The organism is Sulfitobacter sp. IGS-18 (assembly GCF_059628195.1).
This window is the reverse complement of record NZ_CM184556.1, coordinates 2,941,816-2,961,106: the sequence shown is the minus strand read 5'-3', so window position 1 is coordinate 2,961,106 and position 19,291 is coordinate 2,941,816. Positions and strand designations below refer to the sequence as shown.

General features: G+C 62.4%; 22 protein-coding genes. 10 read left to right on the top strand and 12 right to left on the bottom strand.

Annotated elements, in window-relative coordinates; all coding sequences use genetic code 11:
- Positions 1 to 2 precede the first annotated feature (2 nt).
- The 6 genes from ACWNZ3_RS14240 to ACWNZ3_RS14215 form a co-directional block, all read right to left on the bottom strand.
- Complete coding sequence (locus ACWNZ3_RS14240; protein WP_496900356.1) at positions 3 to 467, bottom strand: YcgN family cysteine cluster protein; 465 nt, start codon at positions 465 to 467, stop codon at positions 3 to 5.
- Positions 464 to 1,396 carry a bifunctional riboflavin kinase/FAD synthetase gene (locus tag ACWNZ3_RS14235; RefSeq protein ID WP_496900355.1) on the bottom strand — a complete coding sequence of 311 codons (933 nt, stop codon included), beginning with the start codon at positions 1,394 to 1,396 and terminating at the stop codon, positions 464 to 466. Before ACWNZ3_RS14235 ends, ACWNZ3_RS14240 begins: the two co-directional genes overlap by 4 nt.
- Positions 1,397 to 1,481: 85 nt before the next feature.
- Positions 1,482 to 1,925: a MaoC family dehydratase gene (locus tag ACWNZ3_RS14230; protein WP_114275166.1), complete on the bottom strand. Its 444-nt coding sequence runs from the start codon at positions 1,923 to 1,925 to the stop codon at positions 1,482 to 1,484.
- Positions 1,926 to 2,011: 86 nt separating this feature from the next.
- A complete protein-coding gene (locus ACWNZ3_RS14225; protein ID WP_496900354.1) occupies positions 2,012 to 2,884 on the bottom strand; it encodes a TIGR01459 family HAD-type hydrolase in 873 nt (290 codons plus the stop codon).
- A 103-nt stretch (positions 2,885 to 2,987) separates the two neighbouring features.
- Positions 2,988 to 3,908 carry a manganese-dependent inorganic pyrophosphatase gene (locus tag ACWNZ3_RS14220; RefSeq protein WP_496900353.1) on the bottom strand — a complete coding sequence of 307 codons (921 nt, stop codon included), beginning with the start codon at positions 3,906 to 3,908 and terminating at the stop codon, positions 2,988 to 2,990.
- Positions 3,909 to 3,997: 89 nt separating this feature from the next.
- Positions 3,998 to 4,351: an MmcQ/YjbR family DNA-binding protein gene (locus tag ACWNZ3_RS14215; protein ID WP_496900352.1), complete on the bottom strand. Its 354-nt coding sequence runs from the start codon at positions 4,349 to 4,351 to the stop codon at positions 3,998 to 4,000.
- Between the two features lie 52 nt (positions 4,352 to 4,403).
- Between ACWNZ3_RS14215 and ACWNZ3_RS14210 the strand changes: the two genes are divergently transcribed.
- The 4 genes from ACWNZ3_RS14210 to ACWNZ3_RS14195 all read left to right on the top strand — a co-directional run bounded on the left by ACWNZ3_RS14210 (position 4,404) and on the right by ACWNZ3_RS14195 (position 8,757).
- The gene (locus tag ACWNZ3_RS14210; protein WP_496900351.1) at positions 4,404 to 5,081 is read left to right on the top strand and encodes a DUF2161 domain-containing phosphodiesterase; all 678 of its coding nucleotides are present in this window, start codon (positions 4,404 to 4,406) and stop codon (positions 5,079 to 5,081) included.
- A 372-nt stretch (positions 5,082 to 5,453) separates the two neighbouring features.
- Positions 5,454 to 5,741: a co-chaperone GroES gene (gene groES / locus ACWNZ3_RS14205; RefSeq protein WP_269361225.1), complete on the top strand. Its 288-nt coding sequence runs from the start codon at positions 5,454 to 5,456 to the stop codon at positions 5,739 to 5,741.
- 70 nt (positions 5,742 to 5,811) lie between these two features.
- Positions 5,812 to 7,458 (top strand): chaperonin GroEL, encoded by a 1,647-nt coding sequence (groL, locus tag ACWNZ3_RS14200; protein WP_269361223.1) that lies wholly within the window; start codon positions 5,812 to 5,814, stop codon positions 7,456 to 7,458.
- 450 nt (positions 7,459 to 7,908) lie between these two features.
- Positions 7,909 to 8,757 (top strand): DMT family transporter, encoded by an 849-nt coding sequence (locus ACWNZ3_RS14195; protein ID WP_496900350.1) that lies wholly within the window; start codon positions 7,909 to 7,911, stop codon positions 8,755 to 8,757.
- Here the strand turns inward: ACWNZ3_RS14195 and ACWNZ3_RS14190 are convergent.
- Complete coding sequence (locus tag ACWNZ3_RS14190; protein ID WP_496900349.1) at positions 8,723 to 9,178, bottom strand: NUDIX domain-containing protein; 456 nt, start codon at positions 9,176 to 9,178, stop codon at positions 8,723 to 8,725. The two genes, ACWNZ3_RS14195 and ACWNZ3_RS14190, sit on opposite strands and share 35 nt — an antisense overlap.
- Before the next feature lie 70 nt (positions 9,179 to 9,248).
- Between ACWNZ3_RS14190 and ACWNZ3_RS14185 the strand changes: the two genes are divergently transcribed.
- Both ACWNZ3_RS14185 and ACWNZ3_RS14180 read left to right on the top strand, forming a co-directional pair.
- Positions 9,249 to 10,034 (top strand): alpha/beta fold hydrolase, encoded by a 786-nt coding sequence (locus ACWNZ3_RS14185; protein WP_274573862.1) that lies wholly within the window; start codon positions 9,249 to 9,251, stop codon positions 10,032 to 10,034.
- The gene (locus ACWNZ3_RS14180) at positions 10,021 to 11,163 is read left to right on the top strand and encodes an alpha-D-ribose 1-methylphosphonate 5-triphosphate diphosphatase (protein WP_496900348.1); all 1,143 of its coding nucleotides are present in this window, start codon (positions 10,021 to 10,023) and stop codon (positions 11,161 to 11,163) included. The genes ACWNZ3_RS14185 and ACWNZ3_RS14180 overlap by 14 nt, the downstream gene beginning before the upstream one ends.
- Here the strand turns inward: ACWNZ3_RS14180 and ACWNZ3_RS14175 are convergent.
- The 3 genes from ACWNZ3_RS14175 to ACWNZ3_RS14165 form a co-directional block, all read right to left on the bottom strand.
- Complete coding sequence (locus tag ACWNZ3_RS14175) at positions 11,153 to 12,220, bottom strand: 5-(carboxyamino)imidazole ribonucleotide synthase (protein WP_496900347.1); 1,068 nt, start codon at positions 12,218 to 12,220, stop codon at positions 11,153 to 11,155. The two genes, ACWNZ3_RS14180 and ACWNZ3_RS14175, sit on opposite strands and share 11 nt — an antisense overlap.
- Complete coding sequence (gene purE, locus ACWNZ3_RS14170) at positions 12,213 to 12,701, bottom strand: 5-(carboxyamino)imidazole ribonucleotide mutase (RefSeq protein ID WP_496900346.1); 489 nt, start codon at positions 12,699 to 12,701, stop codon at positions 12,213 to 12,215. The genes ACWNZ3_RS14175 and purE overlap by 8 nt, the downstream gene beginning before the upstream one ends.
- 79 nt (positions 12,702 to 12,780) lie before the next feature.
- Positions 12,781 to 13,005 (bottom strand): YdcH family protein, encoded by a 225-nt coding sequence (locus tag ACWNZ3_RS14165; protein ID WP_269361211.1) that lies wholly within the window; start codon positions 13,003 to 13,005, stop codon positions 12,781 to 12,783.
- A 159-nt stretch (positions 13,006 to 13,164) separates the two neighbouring features.
- On the opposite strand from ACWNZ3_RS14165, the gene ACWNZ3_RS14160 reads away from it, so the two are divergent.
- The 4 genes from ACWNZ3_RS14160 to ACWNZ3_RS14145 all read left to right on the top strand — a co-directional run bounded on the left by ACWNZ3_RS14160 (position 13,165) and on the right by ACWNZ3_RS14145 (position 15,654).
- Positions 13,165 to 13,578: an Hsp20 family protein gene (locus ACWNZ3_RS14160; protein ID WP_114275153.1), complete on the top strand. Its 414-nt coding sequence runs from the start codon at positions 13,165 to 13,167 to the stop codon at positions 13,576 to 13,578.
- Positions 13,579 to 13,581: 3 nt separating this feature from the next.
- A complete protein-coding gene (locus ACWNZ3_RS14155) occupies positions 13,582 to 13,800 on the top strand; it encodes a DUF1150 family protein (protein WP_114275152.1) in 219 nt (72 codons plus the stop codon).
- A 106-nt stretch (positions 13,801 to 13,906) separates the two neighbouring features.
- Complete coding sequence (locus tag ACWNZ3_RS14150) at positions 13,907 to 14,797, top strand: PhzF family phenazine biosynthesis protein (protein WP_496900345.1); 891 nt, start codon at positions 13,907 to 13,909, stop codon at positions 14,795 to 14,797.
- The gene (locus tag ACWNZ3_RS14145; protein WP_496900344.1) at positions 14,794 to 15,654 is read left to right on the top strand and encodes a glycosyltransferase family 10 domain-containing protein; all 861 of its coding nucleotides are present in this window, start codon (positions 14,794 to 14,796) and stop codon (positions 15,652 to 15,654) included. Before ACWNZ3_RS14150 ends, ACWNZ3_RS14145 begins: the two co-directional genes overlap by 4 nt.
- Positions 15,655 to 15,710: 56 nt before the next feature.
- Here ACWNZ3_RS14145 and ACWNZ3_RS14140 read toward each other — a convergent pair whose 3' ends face one another.
- Both ACWNZ3_RS14140 and ACWNZ3_RS14135 read right to left on the bottom strand, forming a co-directional pair.
- Positions 15,711 to 17,426: a bifunctional sulfate adenylyltransferase/adenylylsulfate kinase gene (locus tag ACWNZ3_RS14140; RefSeq protein ID WP_274573856.1), complete on the bottom strand. Its 1,716-nt coding sequence runs from the start codon at positions 17,424 to 17,426 to the stop codon at positions 15,711 to 15,713.
- Positions 17,427 to 17,568: 142 nt separating this feature from the next.
- Complete coding sequence (locus tag ACWNZ3_RS14135; protein WP_496900343.1) at positions 17,569 to 19,260, bottom strand: adenylate/guanylate cyclase domain-containing protein; 1,692 nt, start codon at positions 19,258 to 19,260, stop codon at positions 17,569 to 17,571.
- Positions 19,261 to 19,291 lie beyond the last annotated feature (31 nt).

The window sequence follows — 19,291 nt, the reverse complement described above, 5'->3', positions numbered from 1 at the left end:
TGCTACTCCTCTATGATGTGGTCTTCCCATTCTTCGAAGGGGACATCAAATTCCGAAACAGTGCGGCCCTGAACCGACACGCCGGCGTCGTGCACCGATTGCGCGGTGCCGGTGATCAGCGGGTGCCAGTCGGGCAGGGGCCTGCCCTGCCACAGCAGCCGATAGGCGCAGGTCTGCGGCATCCAGTATGCGTGGGTGTCCAGGTTGTCGGGGCGCAACACGATGCAATCGGGGACAAATTCGTGCCGGTTCTCGTAATGGGCGCAGCGGCAGGTGGCATCGTCAAGCAGACGGCAGGCGACACGGGTCAGGGCGACTTCCTCTGTGTCCTCGTCTTCAAGCTTGTTCAGGCAGCATTTGCCGCAGCCGTCGCAGAGCGCCTCCCATTCACGGGGCGTCATTTTCGTCAGCGGCGTTGTCTCCCAGAACCGGGGGCGCAGGCCGTTGCGGAGGATGGGATCGCTCACAGCGCCGCCAGAATGCGCCGTGCCTCGGCGCTGTCTGCATCCATCTGGGTGATCAGCGCATCAAGGCTGTCGAATTTCTCTTCACCGCGCAGGTAATCGACCAGCGCAATCGACAGGGGCGTGTCATAGAGATCGCCCTTGAAATCAAAGAGGAATGTTTCAAGGTTCGCCTTGTTCTGCCCGAACATGGGCCGGACGCCAAGGCTTGCCACGCCGTGATAAGACCCGGCGTGCGCCCCTTCCAGCACATCGACCAGAACGGCATAGACCCCGAAAGCAGGCGGATGCAGCCCGTCAATGGACATGTTGGCCGTCGGATATCCCAACTCCCGGCCGCGCTGTTCACCGCCGATCACGGGGCCCTCGATGCGGTGCCAATGGCCCAGCATTGCGGCGGCGACACGCGGTTCGCCGTCCGTCAGCGCCTGTCGGATCGCGGTGGACGACACGGTCTTGTCGTCGTTTTCCATAAGGGGTGCGATGGTCACGCCAAATCCCATGTCGCGGCCGAACCGTTCCAGGTCCTGCGCCGTGCCGGCACGGTTCTTGCCAAAGCAGAAATCCGCACCAACCACCACATGCTTCAGCCCCAGCCCGTCGCGCAACACATCGGCGGCAAAGGCTTCGGGGTTGAGCGCGGCAAGGTTCTTGTTGAAGGCCAGTTCATAGAGCTTCTTGACGCCCAGCTTCTCCAGCCGGTGGGCGCGGGCGACGCGGCCCATCAGCCGGAAGGGGGGGGCATCGGGGGCAAAGAACTCTCTCGGGTGGGGTTCGAATGTGACAATCCCCAAAGGGGCATCCGGTGCCGCCGCGCGGGCCAGTTCGATCACGGACAGGTGGCCGCGATGGACCCCGTCGAAATTTCCGATGGCGGCGGTTGCGCCACGGTCGGCGACTTCTACGAACTGATAATCGCGCAAGATTTGCATGGCTCTTGCCTAGCCGCCCCTCAGGGGGAGGGCAAGACACGCCAATTCCAATCTTCCAAAAAGTCCGGGCTGGGGTGCCGGTGCCTCAGTCGAACTTGCGCGAGGGGGCCAGAACCGTGGCTTCACCAATCAGGACCTTCTTGCCCTCGACCGAACAATGGCAGTCCATCCGGACGATCCGTTTGGACATGTCGATATCGGTCACCTTCACCTCGGCATAAACCTCGTCGCCCGGGCGCACCGGGCGCAGGAACTTCAGCGACTGGCCAAGATAGACGGTGCCATGCCCCGGCAATTGTTCCCCGATCACGGCAGAGATCAGACCCGCCGTCAGCATCCCATGGGCGATGCGGCCCTGAAAGATGGTGTCCTGCGCGTAATCGTCATCCAGATGCACCGGGTTGCGGTCGGTCGAGACGGTCGCGAACATCTCGATATCCGCATCGGTCACTTCCTTGCGGATATAGCGGAACATGCCGATTTCAATGTCTTCTATGACAATGGTTCCGCGCGGAAAGTTGTCCAACATACCGTCCCCCTAAGTAATAAAGTGCCGCAAAGAGCGAACTTCTGGCAACTTAATTACTTCGCAGGCGCAGAAACGCAAGTCTTTTTCTACCGCAGGAACCCGATTGCATAGGTAGGATCGTAGACATCCCTTGCCAGAAAGGCCCTGAGCGCTTCCGGATTCGGCTGTCTGCCGGTCTGGGTCTCACTCGCGGCCAGACCGCCGGTGATAAAGAGCGAATCGATGTTTTCGCCCTGTGCGCCCTTGATGTCGGTCAGGATACCGTCGCCGATGGCAAGAATCCGGTCGTCGGGGACCTCGGTGCCGAGCGCGGTCAGGCGGCGCCGCGCCAGGTCATAGATCGGCGGATGCGGTTTGCCGAAATAAAGGCTCTCGCCCCCCATTTCGGTGTAGAGCTGCGCCAGCGCCCCGGCGCACCATTCGCGTTCCTCGCCCCGGTCCACGACAATGTCGGGATTGGCACAGAGCAGTTTCAGGCCGCGGGCAATCGCCGCTTCAAATTCCGGACGCATGACCTCGGGGTCGGCAAAAGGATCCTTGGGGCCGGTACAGACGATCCCTTCGGCCGCGTCCAGGGGCACCTGTGTGACCTCAATCGGGTTTTTCTGGATGCTGAGCGGTTCAAAGAACTTCTCCTCGCCGGGCTGGCCGATGAACCAGACCTTCTGGCCCACGGTGCCGCGAAACATCGCGGCGCGCGCGGAATCGCCGGAGGTGGCGATGGAATCCCAGGCGTCTTGCGGTACGCCGAAATGCACCAGCTGCCTTTCGACCCCGGCACGGGGGCGGGGCGAATTGGTCACCAGGATGACCTTGCCACCCGATGCACGATAGGCCTGAAGCGCTGCCACCGCTTCGGGAAAGGCCGTCACACCGTTGTGCACGCAGCCCCAGAGATCGACAAACAACGCATCATATTGCGCAGAAACCTGGGAAAGGCTGGTGATGATACGGTTCATGGGGTTCTCCTTGGCGATTGCCGCAGCCATAGGCGATTCCCGGTGAATAGGAAACCGTGTGACGCAGGGGCCGGGCGTGGCGTGCCGGCCCCCGCCGTTACAATCAGACCTTGAGGTTCGGGATGATCTGCTTCTTGCGGCTCATGATGCCGGGCAGAACCACCGTATCGCCGGAGACGGAGGCACCAAAGCTTTTCTCGGCAACGGTCTTGCTCAGCTCATTCGGGATCAGCATGGTCGCTTCCTCGTTCAGGATGTCCACGACGAACAGCAGCACCTGGTCGGCGCCGTCCTCGGTCGCGACGCCCGGCATCGCGGCCATCAGCGCATCCTTGCGGTCCAGGACGCTCTTGGGCGAGGTGGTTTCAAGGACAGAGACGCGGAACTGCTTGCCGCCAACTTCGTATTCCTTGCTGTCCATCCGCAGCAATTCTGCTTCGGAGAAAGAGGATACGTCCGACTTGGCCGCGAACATCCTGGCGGCATATTCGGCAATGTCGATGCCCAGATCCTTGGCCAGCGCCTTGGCGATGGCCTCGTCTTCGGGGGTGGTGGTCGGGCTGCGGAATTCCAGCGTGTCGGACAGGATGCAGGTCAGCATCGCGCCTTTGATCTCGGTTGGCATCTGCGCCATGTCGTCACCGATGGCCTTGTACATGATGGTCGCGGTGCAGGCCAAAGGCTGGATGTTGATGTGGATCGGCCCCTTGGTTTCCAGCCCACCGACCAGTTTGTGATGGTCGATGATCGCCTTGATGTCGGCGTTGTTGATGTTGTCGGGCAGCTCTGCGGGGTTGTTGGTGTCCACGATCACGACGGGCTGGTCGTCTTTGACGCCGTCGATGATCTGCGGTTTGTCCAGCTTCCAATGGTCCAGCATGAACAGCGCTTCGGTATTGGGCGCGCCCAGCAGGGCGGGGGCGGCGTCGACGCCGTGGACATGGTTCAGATACCACGCCCAGATGATGGGGGAGCCGGTGCTGTCGGTGTCGGGTGATTTGTGACCGAAAACGAGCGTTGTCATGCAATTTTTCCTGCGATTGAAACGGTGGGTTCGCGCGCCTTATAGGGGGAGTGCCCTGGCTTGTCACCCCGTCATGCTGCGGCGCAGCATCACAGCCCCAGTTCGCTGCGCCGCTTCTTGCTCAGCCCGGCCACGACCATGTCGTATGAGGCTGCAATATGTTCGCGCAGGCTGTCATCCGACAGGCCCGGCTGGCCATATTGCTGGATCCATTTCAACCCGCGCGAGGCCATGTAGGGGGCAGGGCGCAGCCCCGGGCTGTCGGAGAGCACTTCGAACGCCAGTTCAGACACCTTGAAGGTCACGGTATCTCCGCTTTCGCCCAAGCCGATGATGGCGAACACCTTGCCGCCCACCTTGTAGACATCCGCATTGCCCCATTGCACCACATGGGTCGCCTGGGGCATCGCGGCGCAGAATCGATTCAGGTCATCACGGGTCATCAAGCGATCATAGCGGCTTGGAAGGGCGGGCGAAATAGGTCACTCTGGCGCCATGACGCAACCGCGAGAAACCGATCTTTACCCCCCGATCAAGGCTTATCTGGAAGATCAGGGCTATGTGGTGAAGGCCGAAGTCGGCGCGGCGGATGTGATGGCTGTGCGCGGTGCGGAACCGCCCCTGATCATCGAGCTGAAGCTGGGGTTTTCACTGGCGCTGTTTCACCAGTGCCTTGAACGGCTCAAGGTCAGCGATGACATCTATCTGGCGGTGGCGCGCCAGCCGGGCAAACGGTTTGCCAAGGCGATCAAGGCGAATACCGCGCTGGCGCGGCGGCTGGGTCTGGGGCTGATCACCGTGCGGCTGTCCGACGGGCTGGTCGAGGTCCATTGCGATCCCGGCCCCTATACCCCGCGCAAATCGGCCAGGCGGCAGGCAATGTTGCTGCGCGAATTCGCGCGGCGGCAGGGTGACCCCAATGATGGCGGGCAGACGCGGGCGGGATTGGTCACCGCCTACCGGCAGGACACGCTGAAGCTGGCGGTCTACCTGTTCGAGGTCGGGGCCAGCCGGGGCGCGGATGTGGCCCGGGAAACCGGCGTCGCACGCGCGACCACGATGATGCGCGACAACCACTATGGCTGGTTCGAGAAGGTCGAGAAGGGGGTCTATGGCCTGACCCCGGCGGGCGCAGAGGCGGTTGCGGTCAGCGGAAGGGTCCTGGGGACCTGACGGTGCCGGAGTTTTTGAAAACTCCGGAGCGATCTTTTTGAAAAGATCGGTTTCGGGAAGGCGGGGCTGGATTTGGTGGTGTCGGAGTTTTTGAAAACTCCGAGCCGATCTTTTTGAAAAGATCGGGACCCTCCGCACCTCTGAACTCGGTTTGGAGACCGCAGAACATCCCTTGAATGCAAGGCCTGTATGCTTAGTTTCAGCGAAACCACCGCGCCACTCCCGGCACAATAAAATTTTCCACAAACCAATGGTTGACTCGGCTTCATCCGAACCCTAGCTATGCGCCGTTAGCACTCGACCATGTTGAGTGATAACGGCCCGGACAAACGGGCGACTGGGAGAAACTTTGAGCGTTAAGGAGCTACAAAGATGGCATTGAAACCGCTTCACGACCGCGTGCTGGTAAAGCGCACTGAAAGCGAAGAGAAAACTGCTGGCGGGCTGATCATCCCCGATAGCGCAAAAGAGAAACCCTCCGAAGGCGAAGTTGTTGCCGTGGGCGAAGGCGCCCGCAAGGACAGCGGTGAACTGATCACACCGGCCGTCAAGGCAGGCGACAAGATCCTGTTCGGCAAATGGTCCGGCACCGAAGTGACCGTCGACGGTCAGGAAATGCTGATGATGAAGGAAAGCGACATCATGGGGATCATCGAGTAAGCCATCCGGCCGCTCTGAACCCTGATCGCTGAACTGAACTGAACAAGAACTCTCAAGAGGAGAAAACAAAATGGCTGCTAAGGACGTCAAATTCGCGACTGACGCACGTAACCGCATGCTCAAGGGTGTGAACATCCTTGCCGACGCGGTGAAAGTCACGCTGGGCCCGAAAGGCCGCAACGTGGTTCTGGACAAATCTTTCGGCGCACCGCGCATCACCAAGGACGGTGTTTCCGTGGCGAAAGAGATCGAGCTTGAGGACAAGTTCGAAAACATGGGCGCGCAAATGGTCAAGGAAGTGGCCCAGCGTACCAATGACGAAGCAGGCGACGGTACAACAACCGCCACCGTGCTGGCGCAGGCCATCGTCAAGGAAGGCATGAAATCGGTTGCCGCCGGGATGAACCCGATGGACCTGAAGCGCGGCATCGACATGGCGACCACCAAGGTTGTCGAAGCGATCCGTGCAGCGGCCCGTGACGTGACCGACAGCGACGAAGTTGCACAGGTCGGCACCATCTCCGCCAACGGCGAAGCAGAAATCGGCCGTCAGATCGCCGATGCGATGCAGAAAGTCGGCAACGAAGGCGTGATCACCGTCGAAGAAAACAAGGGTCTGGAAACAGAGACCGACGTCGTCGAAGGCATGCAGTTCGACCGCGGCTACCTGTCCCCCTATTTCGTCACCAACTCCGACAAGATGACCGTCGAGCTGGAAGATGCCATCATCCTGCTGCACGAGAAGAAACTGTCTTCGCTGCAGCCGATGGTTCCGCTGCTTGAGCAGGTGATCCAGTCGCAAAAGCCGCTGCTGATCATCTCTGAAGACGTGGAAGGCGAAGCGCTGGCGACCCTCGTGGTCAACAAGCTGCGCGGTGGTCTGAAAATCGCAGCCGTGAAGGCACCGGGCTTTGGCGATCGTCGCAAGGCGATGCTGCAGGACCTCGCGATCCTGACCGGCGGTCAGGTCATCTCCGAAGATCTGGGCATGAAGCTTGAATCCGTCACCATGGACATGCTGGGTTCGGCCAAGAAAGTCACCATCACCAAGGACGAAACCACAATCGTCGACGGCGCTGGCGAAAAGGCCGAGATCGAGGCACGCGTGGCCCAGATCCGCAACCAGATCGAAGAGACCACCAGCGACTACGACCGTGAGAAGCTGCAGGAACGTGTTGCCAAGCTGGCAGGCGGCGTTGCCGTCATCCGCGTCGGCGGCATGACCGAAGTCGAAGTGAAAGAGCGCAAGGACCGCGTCGATGACGCCCTGAACGCGACACGTGCGGCTGTGCAGGAAGGTATCGTCGTCGGCGGCGGTGTGGCCCTGGTTCAGGCAGCCAAATCGCTGGACGGCCTGACCGGTGCGAACAACGATCAGAACGTCGGTATCTCCATCGTGCGCAAGGCACTGGAAGCACCGCTGCGTCAGATCGCTGAAAACGCCGGCGTGGACGGTTCGGTTGTTGCCGGCAAGATCCGCGAAAGCAGCGACCTGAAGTTCGGCTTCAACGCGCAGACCGAAGAATATGGCGACATGTTCAAGTTCGGCGTGATCGACCCGGCCAAGGTTGTGCGCACAGCACTGCAGGACGCGGCATCCATCGCCGGTCTGCTGATCACCACAGAAGCCATGGTTGCCGATCGTCCGTCGAAAGACGGCAACGGCGGCGGCATGCCCGACATGGGTGGCATGGGCGGCATGGGCGGCATGATGTAAGCTGCTCTGACCTGTCAGAGAAAACGGGGGCGTGCCGCAAGGCGCGCCCCTTTTTCATGGATCGGCGGGTCATGGCGGTGGTTGTGAGCGAGGGGCAAGTCGGCCCGAGATATCTTTGATGGACGGTTGGGGATAATGCGGACATTGCTGCCGTCTGTCACTGGCACCCAGGCCCGGAACAAGCCGAAGGCGCCGGGCCATCGCCTGCCCGCCCCTCGGGTAGGCGATTTGCTGAGGCCAGGTGTTCCACTGATGGGATTCATCATGGTTGAGAAATAAAGTGGCATGAACATAAGCCAGCATCGCCTACCCCGGGCAGGCGCTGGCCCGGCTTGCGCTTTGCGTCATTTCAGGCTCGAAGCGGTCGTTCCCCCTTGCTTTTTACGGGATCGTTCCGGTTGCGCGTTCAACGTCTTGGCGAAAGGCGCTCCTGTCGCTACTGCTGTTGCCATGCGCCTTGCCCTGCTCACCGCCCTCACCATGATCGCCTTTGCGGCCAATTCCGTCCTGACCCGGCTGGCCATCGAAGGGCAGCATATTGACCCCTCGGGCTTTGCCATTGTCCGGGTGGCTTCCGGTGCGCTGGTGCTGGGGATGGTGATCACCCTGCGGGGCGGGGGCTTGCCGCTGCTGCGGCGCAACCGGTTGCCGGGGGCGTTCAGCCTTGCCGCCTATATGATCGGGTTCTCGCTGGCCTATCTCACGCTGGATGCGGGGCTGGGCGCGCTGATCCTGTTCGGCGTAGTGCAGATCACGATGTTTCTCCATGGTGCGATACGGGGTACAGCCCCCAACATGCGGCAGATCACAGGGGCCGCGATTGCCTTTGCCGGTCTGCTGGTGGCGCTTTGGCCGGGGGCGGGGAACAGCAGCGATCTTGCCGGGGCTTTGCTGATGGTCTTTGCCGGGCTGGGATGGGCCGCCTATACGATCATCGGGCGCAGTGCCGCTGACCCCCTTGCGGCGACAGCGGCGAATTTCCTGCTTTGCCTGCCGATCCTTCTGGTCCTGCTGGCCTCGACCGGGCTGTATTTCAGTCCCACGGGCCTCGCGCTGGGCATCCTTTGCGGCGGGCTGACATCGGGGCTGGGCTATGCGCTGTGGTACAACGTGCTGCCAGGGTTCGATTCCGCCACCGCCGCGGTGGTGCAGCTGAGCGTTCCGGTGATCGCCATCGGCGCAGGTGTGGTGTTTCTGGGCGAAAGCCTGAGCCTCCTGCTGATCATTGCCACTTGCCTGGTCCTGGGCGGGATCGGCTGGGCGATCAGCGCACAATCGGTTCCAGCGGATCGTAGCTGATCGCTCCCGGCGCACCAAAGGCGACCGCGCCCAGACTGTCGGGCTTGTGGGGGATGCGGGCCAGCTCGTCCCGGCTGGTCCATTGCCATTTGTTCACCACCCGGTCCACATCCTGCCATGCGGGGTCGATGTCGGGGGCGCCCGACAACATGCAGCGAAAGTAGATGTCGACCTGGTGAAAACTGCCGCCGGGGTCGTGGAACTCATTGACCAGACAGGGCGCGCCGACCGTGATGGTCAGGCCGGTCTCCTCATAGACCTCCCGCGCCAGGTTGTCCGGCAGCGAACTGCCCGGATGCACCCCGCCGCCCGGGGCGCACATCAGGGGGCTTTCGCCGTTGGGGTAGGCGTTGACCAGCAGCAACCGGTCCTGATGTATCAGGATGGCGCGGGCCGCAAGACGGGGGGAGGCAGAAGGCATAGGGCGATCTTTTCGCAACGTCAGTGGCGCCAGCATTTCATATTCGGATAAATCAGTCTATCTCAGGCGCATGATACGCATCATTGCCATCGTTTCCGTCCTGTCCCTGGGGGCTGCTTCCGGGCTTGCCGCAGCGCCGTCGCGCTGTGTGGTCCTGCTGCACGGGCTGGCCAGGACCGAAGCCTCCTTCGCCCTGATGGAGGCGGCACTGGAGGGTGAAGGCTACCGCGTGGTGCGCCCCGGCTACCCTTCGACAGAGGCACCGGTGGAGGCATTGGTCAAACAGACCCTGCCGGATGCGGTGGCGGCCTGCGGGACCCCCAAGGTCGATTTTGTGACCCATTCGATGGGGGGTATCCTGCTGCGGCAATGGGTTGTCGATGCCGGGGCTGACCGTGTCGGGCGGGTCGTGATGCTGGCCCCGCCCAATCAGGGCAGCGAAGTGGTTGATGAACTGAACGAGGTCGTCGCCTTTGACTGGATCAACGGCCCGGCGGGCGCGCAGATGGGCACCGGTCCGGACGCCCTGCCGCGCAGCCTGCCGCCGGTCACGTTTTCCCTGGGCATTATTGCGGGATCGCAGTCTTTGAACCCATATTTTTCGTCAATTCTGCCGGGGCCGGACGATGGCAAGGTATCGGTCGCCTCGACCCGTGTGGCGGGCATGACAGATCACATCGTCCTGCCGGTGACACATACCTTCATGATGAACAATCCGCGGGTGATCGCCCAGACCATGAGCTTTCTCAACACAGGTGCCTTTGACCAGTCGATGACATGGATTGGCGGGGTGCTGGATTCCTTTGGCTGCCCCGCCGGCAGCTGCCTGACAGGCCGCAGCGATGCCCGAGATTGATCTGACCGGGGGCCAGGTGCTGCGCCGGGAGGGGTGGAGCAATGCGCCGCTGTCTTTTGCGGGTGGCGTGATTGTGGATAAACCTGTGGGTCGTTCCGTGGATTTGCGGGGATTCAACATCTTGCCGGGTATCGTTGACCCTCATGGCGATGGCTTTGAACGTCATCTGGCCCAGCGGCGCGGGGCCATGAAGCAGATGGATGAGGGTCTGGTCGCCTGCGAGGCCGAGCTGGCCGCAAACGGGATCACCACGGCGGTACTGGCCCAATTCGTGAGCTGGGAAGGCGGAATGCGCGGATTATCCTTTGCCGACAAGGTCTTTCGCGCCATTGCTGACACCCGGTACACGCTGGTCACCGACCTGCGGGGGCAGTTGAGATTCGAGACCCATCTGCTTGATCTTTATGAAGAAATACCGGGACGGATTGCGGATTGGGGGGTCGAATACATCGTCTTCAACGATCATCTGCCGCATGACCGGCTGGAGGCGGGCAAACAGCCGCGCAGGCTGATGGGGCAGGCGCTGAAGGCCGGGCGCAGCCCCGAGAAACACCATGCCATGATGCTGGAACTGCACGGGCAAAGGGATGAGGTGCCCGCAGCACTTGACGGTTTGTGTGAAACGCTGGGCCGTGCAGGCCTGCGGATGGGCAGTCACGACGATACGACAGCGGAAGGTCGGGCGGCCTGGCGCAAGCGCGGTGTGCGCATTGCCGAATTCCCCGAAACGCTGGAAGCGGCAGAGGCGGCGCAGGCGGCCGGTGATGCGGTGATCATGGGCGCGCCCAACGTGGTGCGGGGTGGGTCGCATAATGGCAACCTGTCGGCCCTGGACCTGATCGTGATGGGCTATTGCGACGCCATCGCGTCGGATTATCACTACCCTTCGCCGCGCCGCGCCGCCTTGATGCTGGCAGAGGCGGGCGTCGCCCCGATGGCGGACATCTGGCATCTGGTTTCCGGCGGGCCCGCCGCCCTTCTGGGGCTGACCGACCGCGGCGTGCTGGAGGCGGGCAAACGCGCCGACCTTGTGGTGCTGGAGGCTGTCACGGGCCGTGTGGCCGCGACATTTGTCGCCGGGCGGGTGTCTTACATGTCGGGCGAGATTGCCGAGCGTTTTACCGCGTGATCCGGTTCACATGGCCCATCTTGCGGCCCGGTTTGACGCTGGCCTTGCCATAAAGATGCAGGCTGGTGTTCTTTTCCCGGGCCAGCTCCGGCACCCTGTCCATGTCATCGCCGATCAGGTTTTCCATCACCACATCGGCATAGCGTGACCCATCGCCCAGCGGCCAGCCGGTGATGGCACGGATGTGCTGTTCGAACTGGTCCACGCTGCAGCCCTGTTGTGTCCAATGGCCCGAGTTGTGCACCCTTGGCGCAATTTCGTTCACGATCAGACCCTGCGCCGTGACGAAAAGCTCGACCCCCAGAACCCCGACATAATCCAGCGCATTCAGGATCCTGGCTGCCATCAGAACCGCGTCGGTGCGCTGGCTGGCCGACAGGCGGGCGGGCACCGTTGTGGTGTGCAGAATACCGTCGCGGTGGACGTTTTCACCGGGGTCAAAACAGGCCACTTCGCCGGTCACGCTGCGCGCCGCAATGACGGAAGCCTCGTGGCTGAAATCGACAAAACCTTCCAGGACACAGGGGGCGGCGCCCATCTGGGACATGGTGCCGACAGCCTCCTCGGCGCTGCGCAGGCGCACCTGACCCTTGCCGTCGTAGCCAAAGCGCCGGGTCTTGAGAATCGAAGGCGTGCCGATGGTTATCACGGCGGCATCAAGCGCCGCCTGATCGGGGATATCGGCATAGGGGGCCACATTCAGCCCCAGACCTTGCAGGAATTCCTTTTCGGTCAGGCGATCCTGGCTGATGCGCAGGGCCTCGCGGCCCGGCCGGATCGGCACCTGCGCCTCGATCAGGTCCAGCGCGCTTGTGGGGACATTCTCGAACTCGAACGTCACGATGTCACAGGCGCTGGCAAAGGCCCTGAGCGCGGCGTCGTCTTCATAGGGGGCGGTGGTGACGGCATCGGCCACATGGCCTGCGGGCGGCTCTGCCCCCGGCTCAAAGATATGTGTCCTGAACCCCAGACGGGAGGCGGCAACCGACAGCATCCGGCCCAGTTGACCGCCGCCAAGAATGCCGATGGTGCTGCCAAGGGGGAGCGGCTCAGTCATCTGTGGGCTCCTCCGGAATGGACGCGCTGAGGGCCGCGCGCCACTTGTCCAGCCGCTCGGCAAGTTTTGGGTCCTGCAGGGCGAGGATACCCGCGGCCATCAGGGCCGCATTGGCAGCGCCCGCGGCACCGATGGCCATGGTCGCCACCGGGAAGCCGCGCGGCATCTGCAGAATGGAATAAAGCGAATCGACCCCTGACAATGCCCGCGTCTGGACCGGCACGCCGATCACCGGCACCCGGGTTTTCGAGGCCATCATGCCGGGCAGATGTGCGGCACCGCCGGCACCTGCGATGATCACCTGCAAGCCACGATCCACTGCCGTCTTGCCGTAGTCCCACAGCCTGTCGGGGGTGCGGTGCGCGGAAACGATGCGCGATTCGTAAGGAATCGCCAGCTCGTCCAGCAGCGCCGCCGCCTCGCGCATCGTGGACCAGTCAGATTGCGAACCCATGATGATGCCAACGGTGGGAGGGGTCATGCCAAGCAGCCTTTTGCAGAAATTCAGAGCGCGCACTATACCTGTCCGCGCCTGCAGGGCAATGCGCGCAGAGGATGTTTCAGGCGATGATATCGGGGGTCAGGCGGTCTTCGATCTGGGCAATCAGATCCTTCAGCCGCAGTTTGCGTTTTTTCAGCCGTTGCAGGGTCAGCTGATCTGCCGTGTTCCGGTCCGTCAGGGCCCTGATCGCCTCGTCCAGATCGCGGTGTTCGCGGCGGAACACTTCAAGTTCCACACGCAGCACATCGTCGTTTTTCATGGAAAGATCAGTCGGCGCATTCATCGGTCGGGTGATTCCATCACAGTAGAGTATCCCAATATAGGGCGTGCGCTTGTTCACGCATAGCCCTTGCGCCCGGTAGTCCATGCCCCCATATTTATGCCATGGGTTGCCGCTGAAGGGGCCCATGCCTGACTGTCGCTTTAATACAGGACGTGTCGCATGACGAAACTGACGCTTGCTTCTTATCCTCACATGTTGGGGTTTGAACAGCTGGAACGGGTGCTAGAACGCACTGCGAAATCCGGCAACGAAGGCTATCCGCCTTTCAATATCGAACAGACATCCGACTACAGCTACCGCATCACGCTGGCCGTTGCGGGCTTTGCCGAGGATGACCTTGCCATCACTGTCGAGGACCGCCAGCTGGTGATCCGGGGACGTCAGCACGATGACGGCGAAGACCGGGTGTTCTTGCACCGTGGCATCGCCGCACGGCAGTTCCAGCGCAGCTTTGTGCTGGCCGACGGGGTTGATGTGGGCGAAGCTCAGATGGAGAACGGTTTGCTGCACGTGGACTTGACCCGGGCCAAACCCGAAACAGTTGTACAGACCATAAAGATCAAGAAAGGGTAAGATATGCATGACATGACAACCCATGGCGGGGACCGGACGGTATACGTCAAGACAATCGCCGTCAGCGATCTGCCTCGCGAAGTACGCGATCAGGCCGAAGGTCTGGAACTGCTCTATTCGGTTCACGATGCCCAGGGCCAGCAGCTGGCGCTTGTCGGCGACCGCAAACTGGCCTTTCATCTGGCGCGCGAACATGATTATGCGCCGGTGATGGTGCATTAGAAGTTGCATTAAGCGCGGTCGGGGCCTTTACCCCGCCACGCGGATCATGGATTTGTAAGAGGCCGCAGCGCACTGCGGCCTTTTTTGTTATCCGGGGAAGTTTGCGATGCGCCTTGAATTTGATTGGGTCGATGCCTTTACCACCCAGCCGTTTGGCGGAAACGGCTGTGCCGTGGTGCATGGCGGTGCGGTTCTGAGCGATGAAACCTGCATGGGTTACGTGCGCGAAACCTCTCTGGTGGAATGTACCTTTACCGGACCGTCCAATGTGGCGGACCTGCGGGTGAAATACTATCTGGCCAGCCGGGAAATACCCTTTGCGGGTCATCCCACCATTGCCACCGTGGCTGCGCTGCGCCATCGCGGCATGATCGGCGACGGGCCGCTGCGGCTCGAAACCGGGGCGGGCATTGTGGCGGTCGAGGTGGCGGGCGACCTGATCACGATGACACAGGTGGCGCCGACATTCGGCGCAGAGGTCGCTCCGCATCTGGTTGCTGCAATCGGCGGCATCACCCCGGAAGAGATCATCAGCCCGCCGCAGATCGTATCAACCGGGTTGCCGTTCTGCATCACGGTGCTGCGGAACCGTGCCGCCCTCGATGGGCTGCGGTTCGACCCTTCGGCGCTTGCGGCCTATGCACAGGCTTTGGGTCACGACGGTATTGATATCATGGAGCCTTACTGGATCACCCTGGAAGGGGCTACCTCTGCCGGCGACACCTATGCACGGCTTCTGTTGGCACCGCCCAGCCCGCCGGAGGACCCGTTCACCGGTTCCGCCACCGGTGCGGCGGCCAGCTATCTCTGGGCGCGGGGGCTGCTGGACAGCCCTTCCTATGTGGCCGAGCAGGGACATGGCATGGGCAGGCCGGGTCAGGCGCAGGTCACCGTCCTGGGGCCGCGCGACGCCATCACCGGGGTTCAGGTCGCCGGGCAGGGCTGCGTGATCATGTCGGGGGATGTCTTTCTTCCCGCCGGGGATGAAGGGCGGTGACCGATCCGGCCATCGCTGTCCTGCCCTACGGGTCGCAACTGGGTGCCGCGCTTGCGCAGGTGCCTCTGGACGACCTGCACTGGCCCCTTGGGCGGCCCGACCGGCTGGCGGCGGGGCAGGTGGGGGATCTGCTGCCTGACGATCACCTGATCGTCTATCCCAAGACGGCGATGCATTTCCGGCTGCGCTGGGCGACACCCGCGCGGGTCTCCGTCATGGTGGTGGAGCCTGCCGCGATCCACCGGCGGCACCTGCGGCTGCTGCGCTGGACCTGGCGGCGCTTCTACCGGGTGCTTTGTCACGACGACGCGTTGCTGGCGGCGATCCCGAACGGCATCATGCTGCCCTTCGGCACCAGCTGGGTGCCGGACCCGTCGGGACTGAAGATCGACAAGACACGGCACATGTCGCTCATCGCCTCGGCCAAGCGCGACACGCTGGGCCACCAGTTGCGGCACGAGATGGTCGATCTGGTCCGGGACGAGGGGCTGGAGGTCGAAATCCTGGGGCGCGGCTATGCCCCTTTTGCGGAAAAATCCGACGGGCTGGCACCCTACCGTTTCTCCGTGGTGATCGAGAACATCCGCGAGCGGAACTACTTTACCGAAAAGATCGTCGATGCAGTGCTCTGCGAGACGGTGCCGATCTATTGGGGTTGTCCGAACATCGGGGATTTCATGGATACCGGCGGGATGATGATCTGCGAGGATGCGGCCCAGATGAAGGATGCGATCCGCGCGGCAAACGGGGGGCTGTATGACCAGCTTGCCCCCGCCCTGCGCGCGGCCAAGCCGCAGGCGGCGCATTGGGCCGATCTGGAAGGCCGCGCCGCCCGCGCCATCCGCGACAGTCTGTGAAACGCAAAACGCAGCCCCGCGGGGCTGCGTTTCGGGTTCGTCGCGAAGGGATCGGATCAGCCGCTGATCAGACCCATGCTTTCGAGTTTCAGCAAAACCTGATGGGCGCAGTTGTCGACGTCCACGCTTTCGGTGTCCAGTGACAGTTCGGGATTCTGCGGCACATCGTAAGGGTCAGAAATGCCTGTGAATTCCTTGATCTTGCCTTCGCGCGCCAGCTTGTACAGCCCCTTGCGGTCGCGGCGTTCGCATTCCTCGATCGAGGTGGCCACATGCACCTCTACAAAGGCGCCGAAGGCTTCGATGTCTTCGCGAACCGCGCGGCGGGTGGTCGCATAAGGTGCGATGGGTGCGCAGATGGCAATGCCGCCGTTCTTGGTGATCTCGGAGGCGACATAGCCGATGCGGCGGATGTTGAGGTCACGGTGCTCTTTCGAGAAGCCCAGCTCGGAGCTGAGGTTCTTGCGGACGATATCGCCGTCCAGCAGCGTCACCGGGCGACCGCCCATTTCCATCAGCTTGACCATCAGCGCATTGGCAATGGTGGATTTGCCCGAGCCGGAGAAGCCGGTGAAGAACACGGTAAAGCCCTGATCGGAGCGCGGCGGAGAGGTGCGGCGCAGCTCCCTGACCACTTCGGGGAAGGAGAACCACTCAGGAATTTCCAGACCTTCGCGCAGGCGGCGGCGCAGTTCGGTGCCGGAAATGTTCAGGATGGTGACGTTGTCCTTGTCCTCGATCTCGTCTGCGGGCTCGTACTGGGCGCGTTCCTGCACATAGACCATGTGTTTGAAATCGACCATTTCGATGCCCATTTCCTCCTGATGCTCGCGGAACAGGTCCTGCGCATCATAGGGGCCATAGAAATCTTCACCGGCTGAATTCTTGCCAGGGCCCGCGTGATCGCGGCCGACGATGAAATGGGTGCAGCCGTGGTTCTTGCGGATCAACCCGTGCCAGACCGCCTCGCGGGGGCCCGCCATGCGCATGGCAAGGTTCAGCAGCGACATCGAGGTGGTGGCCGCCGGGTATTTGTCCAGCACCGCCTCATAGCAGCGGACGCGGGTGAAGTGATCGACATCGCCGGGCTTTGTCAGGCCGACAACCGGATGGATCAGCAGGTTGGCCTGGGCTTCACGCGCGGCGCGGAAGGTCAGCTCCTGGTGTGCGCGGTGCAGCGGGTTGCGGGTCTGGAAGGCCACGACCTTGCGCCAGCCCATCTTGCGGAAATAGGCGCGCAGTTCATTGGGCGTGTCGCGGCGTGCGCGGAAGTCATAGTGAACCGGTTGCTGAATGCCGGTGACCGGTCCGCCAAGATAGATCTTGCCCGCCTTGTTGTGCAGGTAGTTCACCGCCGGATGCGCGTCATCATCCGCACCGAATACCTTTTCGGCTTCGCGGGCCTTGTTCGGCTCCCAGCGGTCGGTCACGGTCATGGTGGCAAGGATGACACCTTCCTGATCGCGCAGGGCGATGTCCTGGCCCAGCTCCAGTTTCTCGGCGAAATCCTCGCTCACGTCCAGGGTGATCGGCATCGGCCAAAGGGTGCCGTCGGCCAGCCGCAGGTTTTCCACGACGCCGTCGTAATCGGCTTCGGTCAGGAAACCCTTCAGCGGGTTGAAGCCGCCGTTCATCAGCAGTTCCAGATCGCAGATTTGGCGCGGGGTCAGATCGTGGCTGACCAGCTCACCCGCCTCATGCTTCAGCTTCTGGGCCGACTCGTAGGAAACATACAGCTCGGGGATCGGGGATAAATTTTGCACCATCGTCATGTCAAACTCGCTTTTGCCTTATGTCGTCGTGACAGTATCGCAGGCCCTATGCCCCCGCACAGCGTCCAGAGTCTAGCGGTGCAAGGCGAAAAACAGAAAAAATCCGGTCCGGGTTGCGGAAAATGGCCAGTCATGGGCGGTTTCAGGCTGTTCCGGTCGCGGGCAGGGCGTCCAGCTGTGCGGCCAGGTCATGGGCATGTTTCACCGGCCACGCCGCAAGAGGGGCGTGGACCCCGCGCAGGGTCAGTTCCACCATCAGCTCCGCTGCGGGCGCATGGCCCGCCGCCGCAAGCAGCGGTGCAGAGATCATCGCCTGAACGCCGTGTTCCTTGGTGACCCCCTCCAGCCGCGAAGCGGTATTCACCGTGTCGCCGATCAGGGTGCGGGGGGACTGACCGATAGCGCCGATTTCGCCCAGAACCACCTCGCCGAGGTGCGCACCGATCCCGATAGCGACGGGCCCCTGTCCTTCGTCCGAAAGCTGTGCGTTAAACCGGTCCAGTTCCTGCGCAATGCCTTCGATCGCGCACAGCGCGGCCTGGGCAGAGCTTTCGGGGGATGCGGTCTCGAAGATCGCCAGGAACCCGTCGCCGAGGTATTTGTCAATCGTGCCGCCCTCGCGGTTGACCGCGGGAACCACCGCATCGAAGAACCGGTTCAGCAGGAACACCACGTCATAGGGCAACTGGCCGGTTGTGCGGGCCGTGAAGCCACGCATGTCAAGGAACAGCAGCGCAAGCTTCTTTTCTTCGCCCTGGCTGGCGTGGGTCCGGTGTTTGCGGCGTCCGTCGGGCTGAAAGATGCGGAATACGGTGGTGGGGGCGACGGGGACGATCTGGCAGGCCAGCCGCACCCCCGGTCCTGCGCCCACGGCGGCAAGGGCGCGGGCCTCTGCCGGGCTGGGCGGGTGCAACTTCTCTGCCCCGTGCTCGATCAGAACCCGGCAGGTGGTGCAGCGCCCCCGGCCCCCGCAGAGCGATGCATGTGGCACGCCCCGCAGGCGGGAAACTTCCAGCAGCGTCAGGCCCTTGGGTGCCCAGACCTCTGGTCCGTCCACATAGCTGACCCGCACGGATTGCCGCCGCGACAGGACCGATTTGATCGCATAGATTGCGCCGACTGCAACCAGCAGGGCAAACAGCCCCCAGCCAAGATAGCGCGTCCAGGCGATGAGCATGGCGAAAGTCTCGGCATCGGGGAAGTTGTAGGCGGCATAGATCGCCTCACGGTTTTCGGGAATGCGAAAATTCCCGGCGATCCGCCGCGCTTCGGTCAGGAAGCCGGCCAGTGCAAAGGCGGGGACAAGAGCCGCAATGCCCGCAAGGGCCGGCAATGACCTGCGCCACCAAGGCTTTCCGCGCAGCCAGAAATGCAGGCCCGTGCAGCCATGCGCCCAGACCAGCACCAGCAAGGCGCATTGTTTCCAGCCATCCAGGGTGTTGTAGAGCAGGAGCGAGATATACCCCATTTCGTCGTTCACATCGAAAAGCTCGTGCGCAGTGCGGGTGTGGACCAGATGGGCGATCAGCAAGACGGGGATCATCAGGCCAAGCACGGTCTGCGCCGCTTCCCAGAACGGCATGCGCAGGGTGCCGCGCAGGGCAAGCCTGCCCAGGACCATGGACAGATGAATGGTGAAGGCACCGTAGATCAGGATCGTGCCCGGGATGCTGCGGGTGACAAGCTGACGCCAATCCTGCGCCGCATGCATCAGCTCGGTCGAAAACAGGCCCAGCCCGATGTTCAGGAAATGCAGCAGGGCGTAGATGAACAGCACCAGACCGCTGGCGATGCGCAGGCGGGTGGCAGTGGTTCCGCGCCAAAGATCGCTCATGTCCTGCTCCTTGCGTTGGTCAGACTTTGCG

What these genes read in the sequence shown, in the direction of transcription:
- ACWNZ3_RS14235 (WP_496900355.1), bottom strand. Translation starts at nt 1,396, where the DNA reads ATGCAAATCTTGCGCGATTATCAGTTCGTAGAAGTCGCCGACCGTGGC.
- ACWNZ3_RS14230 (WP_114275166.1), bottom strand. Translation starts at nt 1,925, where the DNA reads ATGTTGGACAACTTTCCGCGCGGAACCATTGTCATAGAAGACATTGAA.
- ACWNZ3_RS14225 (WP_496900354.1), bottom strand. Translation starts at nt 2,884, where the DNA reads ATGAACCGTATCATCACCAGCCTTTCCCAGGTTTCTGCGCAATATGAT.
- ACWNZ3_RS14220 (WP_496900353.1), bottom strand. Translation starts at nt 3,908, where the DNA reads ATGACAACGCTCGTTTTCGGTCACAAATCACCCGACACCGACAGCACC.
- ACWNZ3_RS14215 (WP_496900352.1), bottom strand. Translation starts at nt 4,351, where the DNA reads ATGACCCGTGATGACCTGAATCGATTCTGCGCCGCGATGCCCCAGGCG.
- ACWNZ3_RS14210 (WP_496900351.1), top strand. Translation starts at nt 4,404, where the DNA reads ATGACGCAACCGCGAGAAACCGATCTTTACCCCCCGATCAAGGCTTAT.
- groES (WP_269361225.1), top strand. Translation starts at nt 5,454, where the DNA reads ATGGCATTGAAACCGCTTCACGACCGCGTGCTGGTAAAGCGCACTGAA.
- groL (WP_269361223.1), top strand. Translation starts at nt 5,812, where the DNA reads ATGGCTGCTAAGGACGTCAAATTCGCGACTGACGCACGTAACCGCATG.
- ACWNZ3_RS14195 (WP_496900350.1), top strand. Translation starts at nt 7,909, where the DNA reads ATGCGCCTTGCCCTGCTCACCGCCCTCACCATGATCGCCTTTGCGGCC.
- ACWNZ3_RS14190 (WP_496900349.1), bottom strand. Translation starts at nt 9,178, where the DNA reads ATGCCTTCTGCCTCCCCCCGTCTTGCGGCCCGCGCCATCCTGATACAT.
- ACWNZ3_RS14185 (WP_274573862.1), top strand. Translation starts at nt 9,249, where the DNA reads ATGATACGCATCATTGCCATCGTTTCCGTCCTGTCCCTGGGGGCTGCT.
- ACWNZ3_RS14180 (WP_496900348.1), top strand. Translation starts at nt 10,021, where the DNA reads ATGCCCGAGATTGATCTGACCGGGGGCCAGGTGCTGCGCCGGGAGGGG.
- ACWNZ3_RS14175 (WP_496900347.1), bottom strand. Translation starts at nt 12,220, where the DNA reads ATGACTGAGCCGCTCCCCCTTGGCAGCACCATCGGCATTCTTGGCGGC.
- purE (WP_496900346.1), bottom strand. Translation starts at nt 12,701, where the DNA reads ATGACCCCTCCCACCGTTGGCATCATCATGGGTTCGCAATCTGACTGG.
- ACWNZ3_RS14165 (WP_269361211.1), bottom strand. Translation starts at nt 13,005, where the DNA reads ATGAATGCGCCGACTGATCTTTCCATGAAAAACGACGATGTGCTGCGT.
- ACWNZ3_RS14160 (WP_114275153.1), top strand. Translation starts at nt 13,165, where the DNA reads ATGACGAAACTGACGCTTGCTTCTTATCCTCACATGTTGGGGTTTGAA.
- ACWNZ3_RS14155 (WP_114275152.1), top strand. Translation starts at nt 13,582, where the DNA reads ATGCATGACATGACAACCCATGGCGGGGACCGGACGGTATACGTCAAG.
- ACWNZ3_RS14150 (WP_496900345.1), top strand. Translation starts at nt 13,907, where the DNA reads ATGCGCCTTGAATTTGATTGGGTCGATGCCTTTACCACCCAGCCGTTT.
- ACWNZ3_RS14140 (WP_274573856.1), bottom strand. Translation starts at nt 17,426, where the DNA reads ATGACGATGGTGCAAAATTTATCCCCGATCCCCGAGCTGTATGTTTCC.
- ACWNZ3_RS14135 (WP_496900343.1), bottom strand. Translation starts at nt 19,260, where the DNA reads ATGAGCGATCTTTGGCGCGGAACCACTGCCACCCGCCTGCGCATCGCC.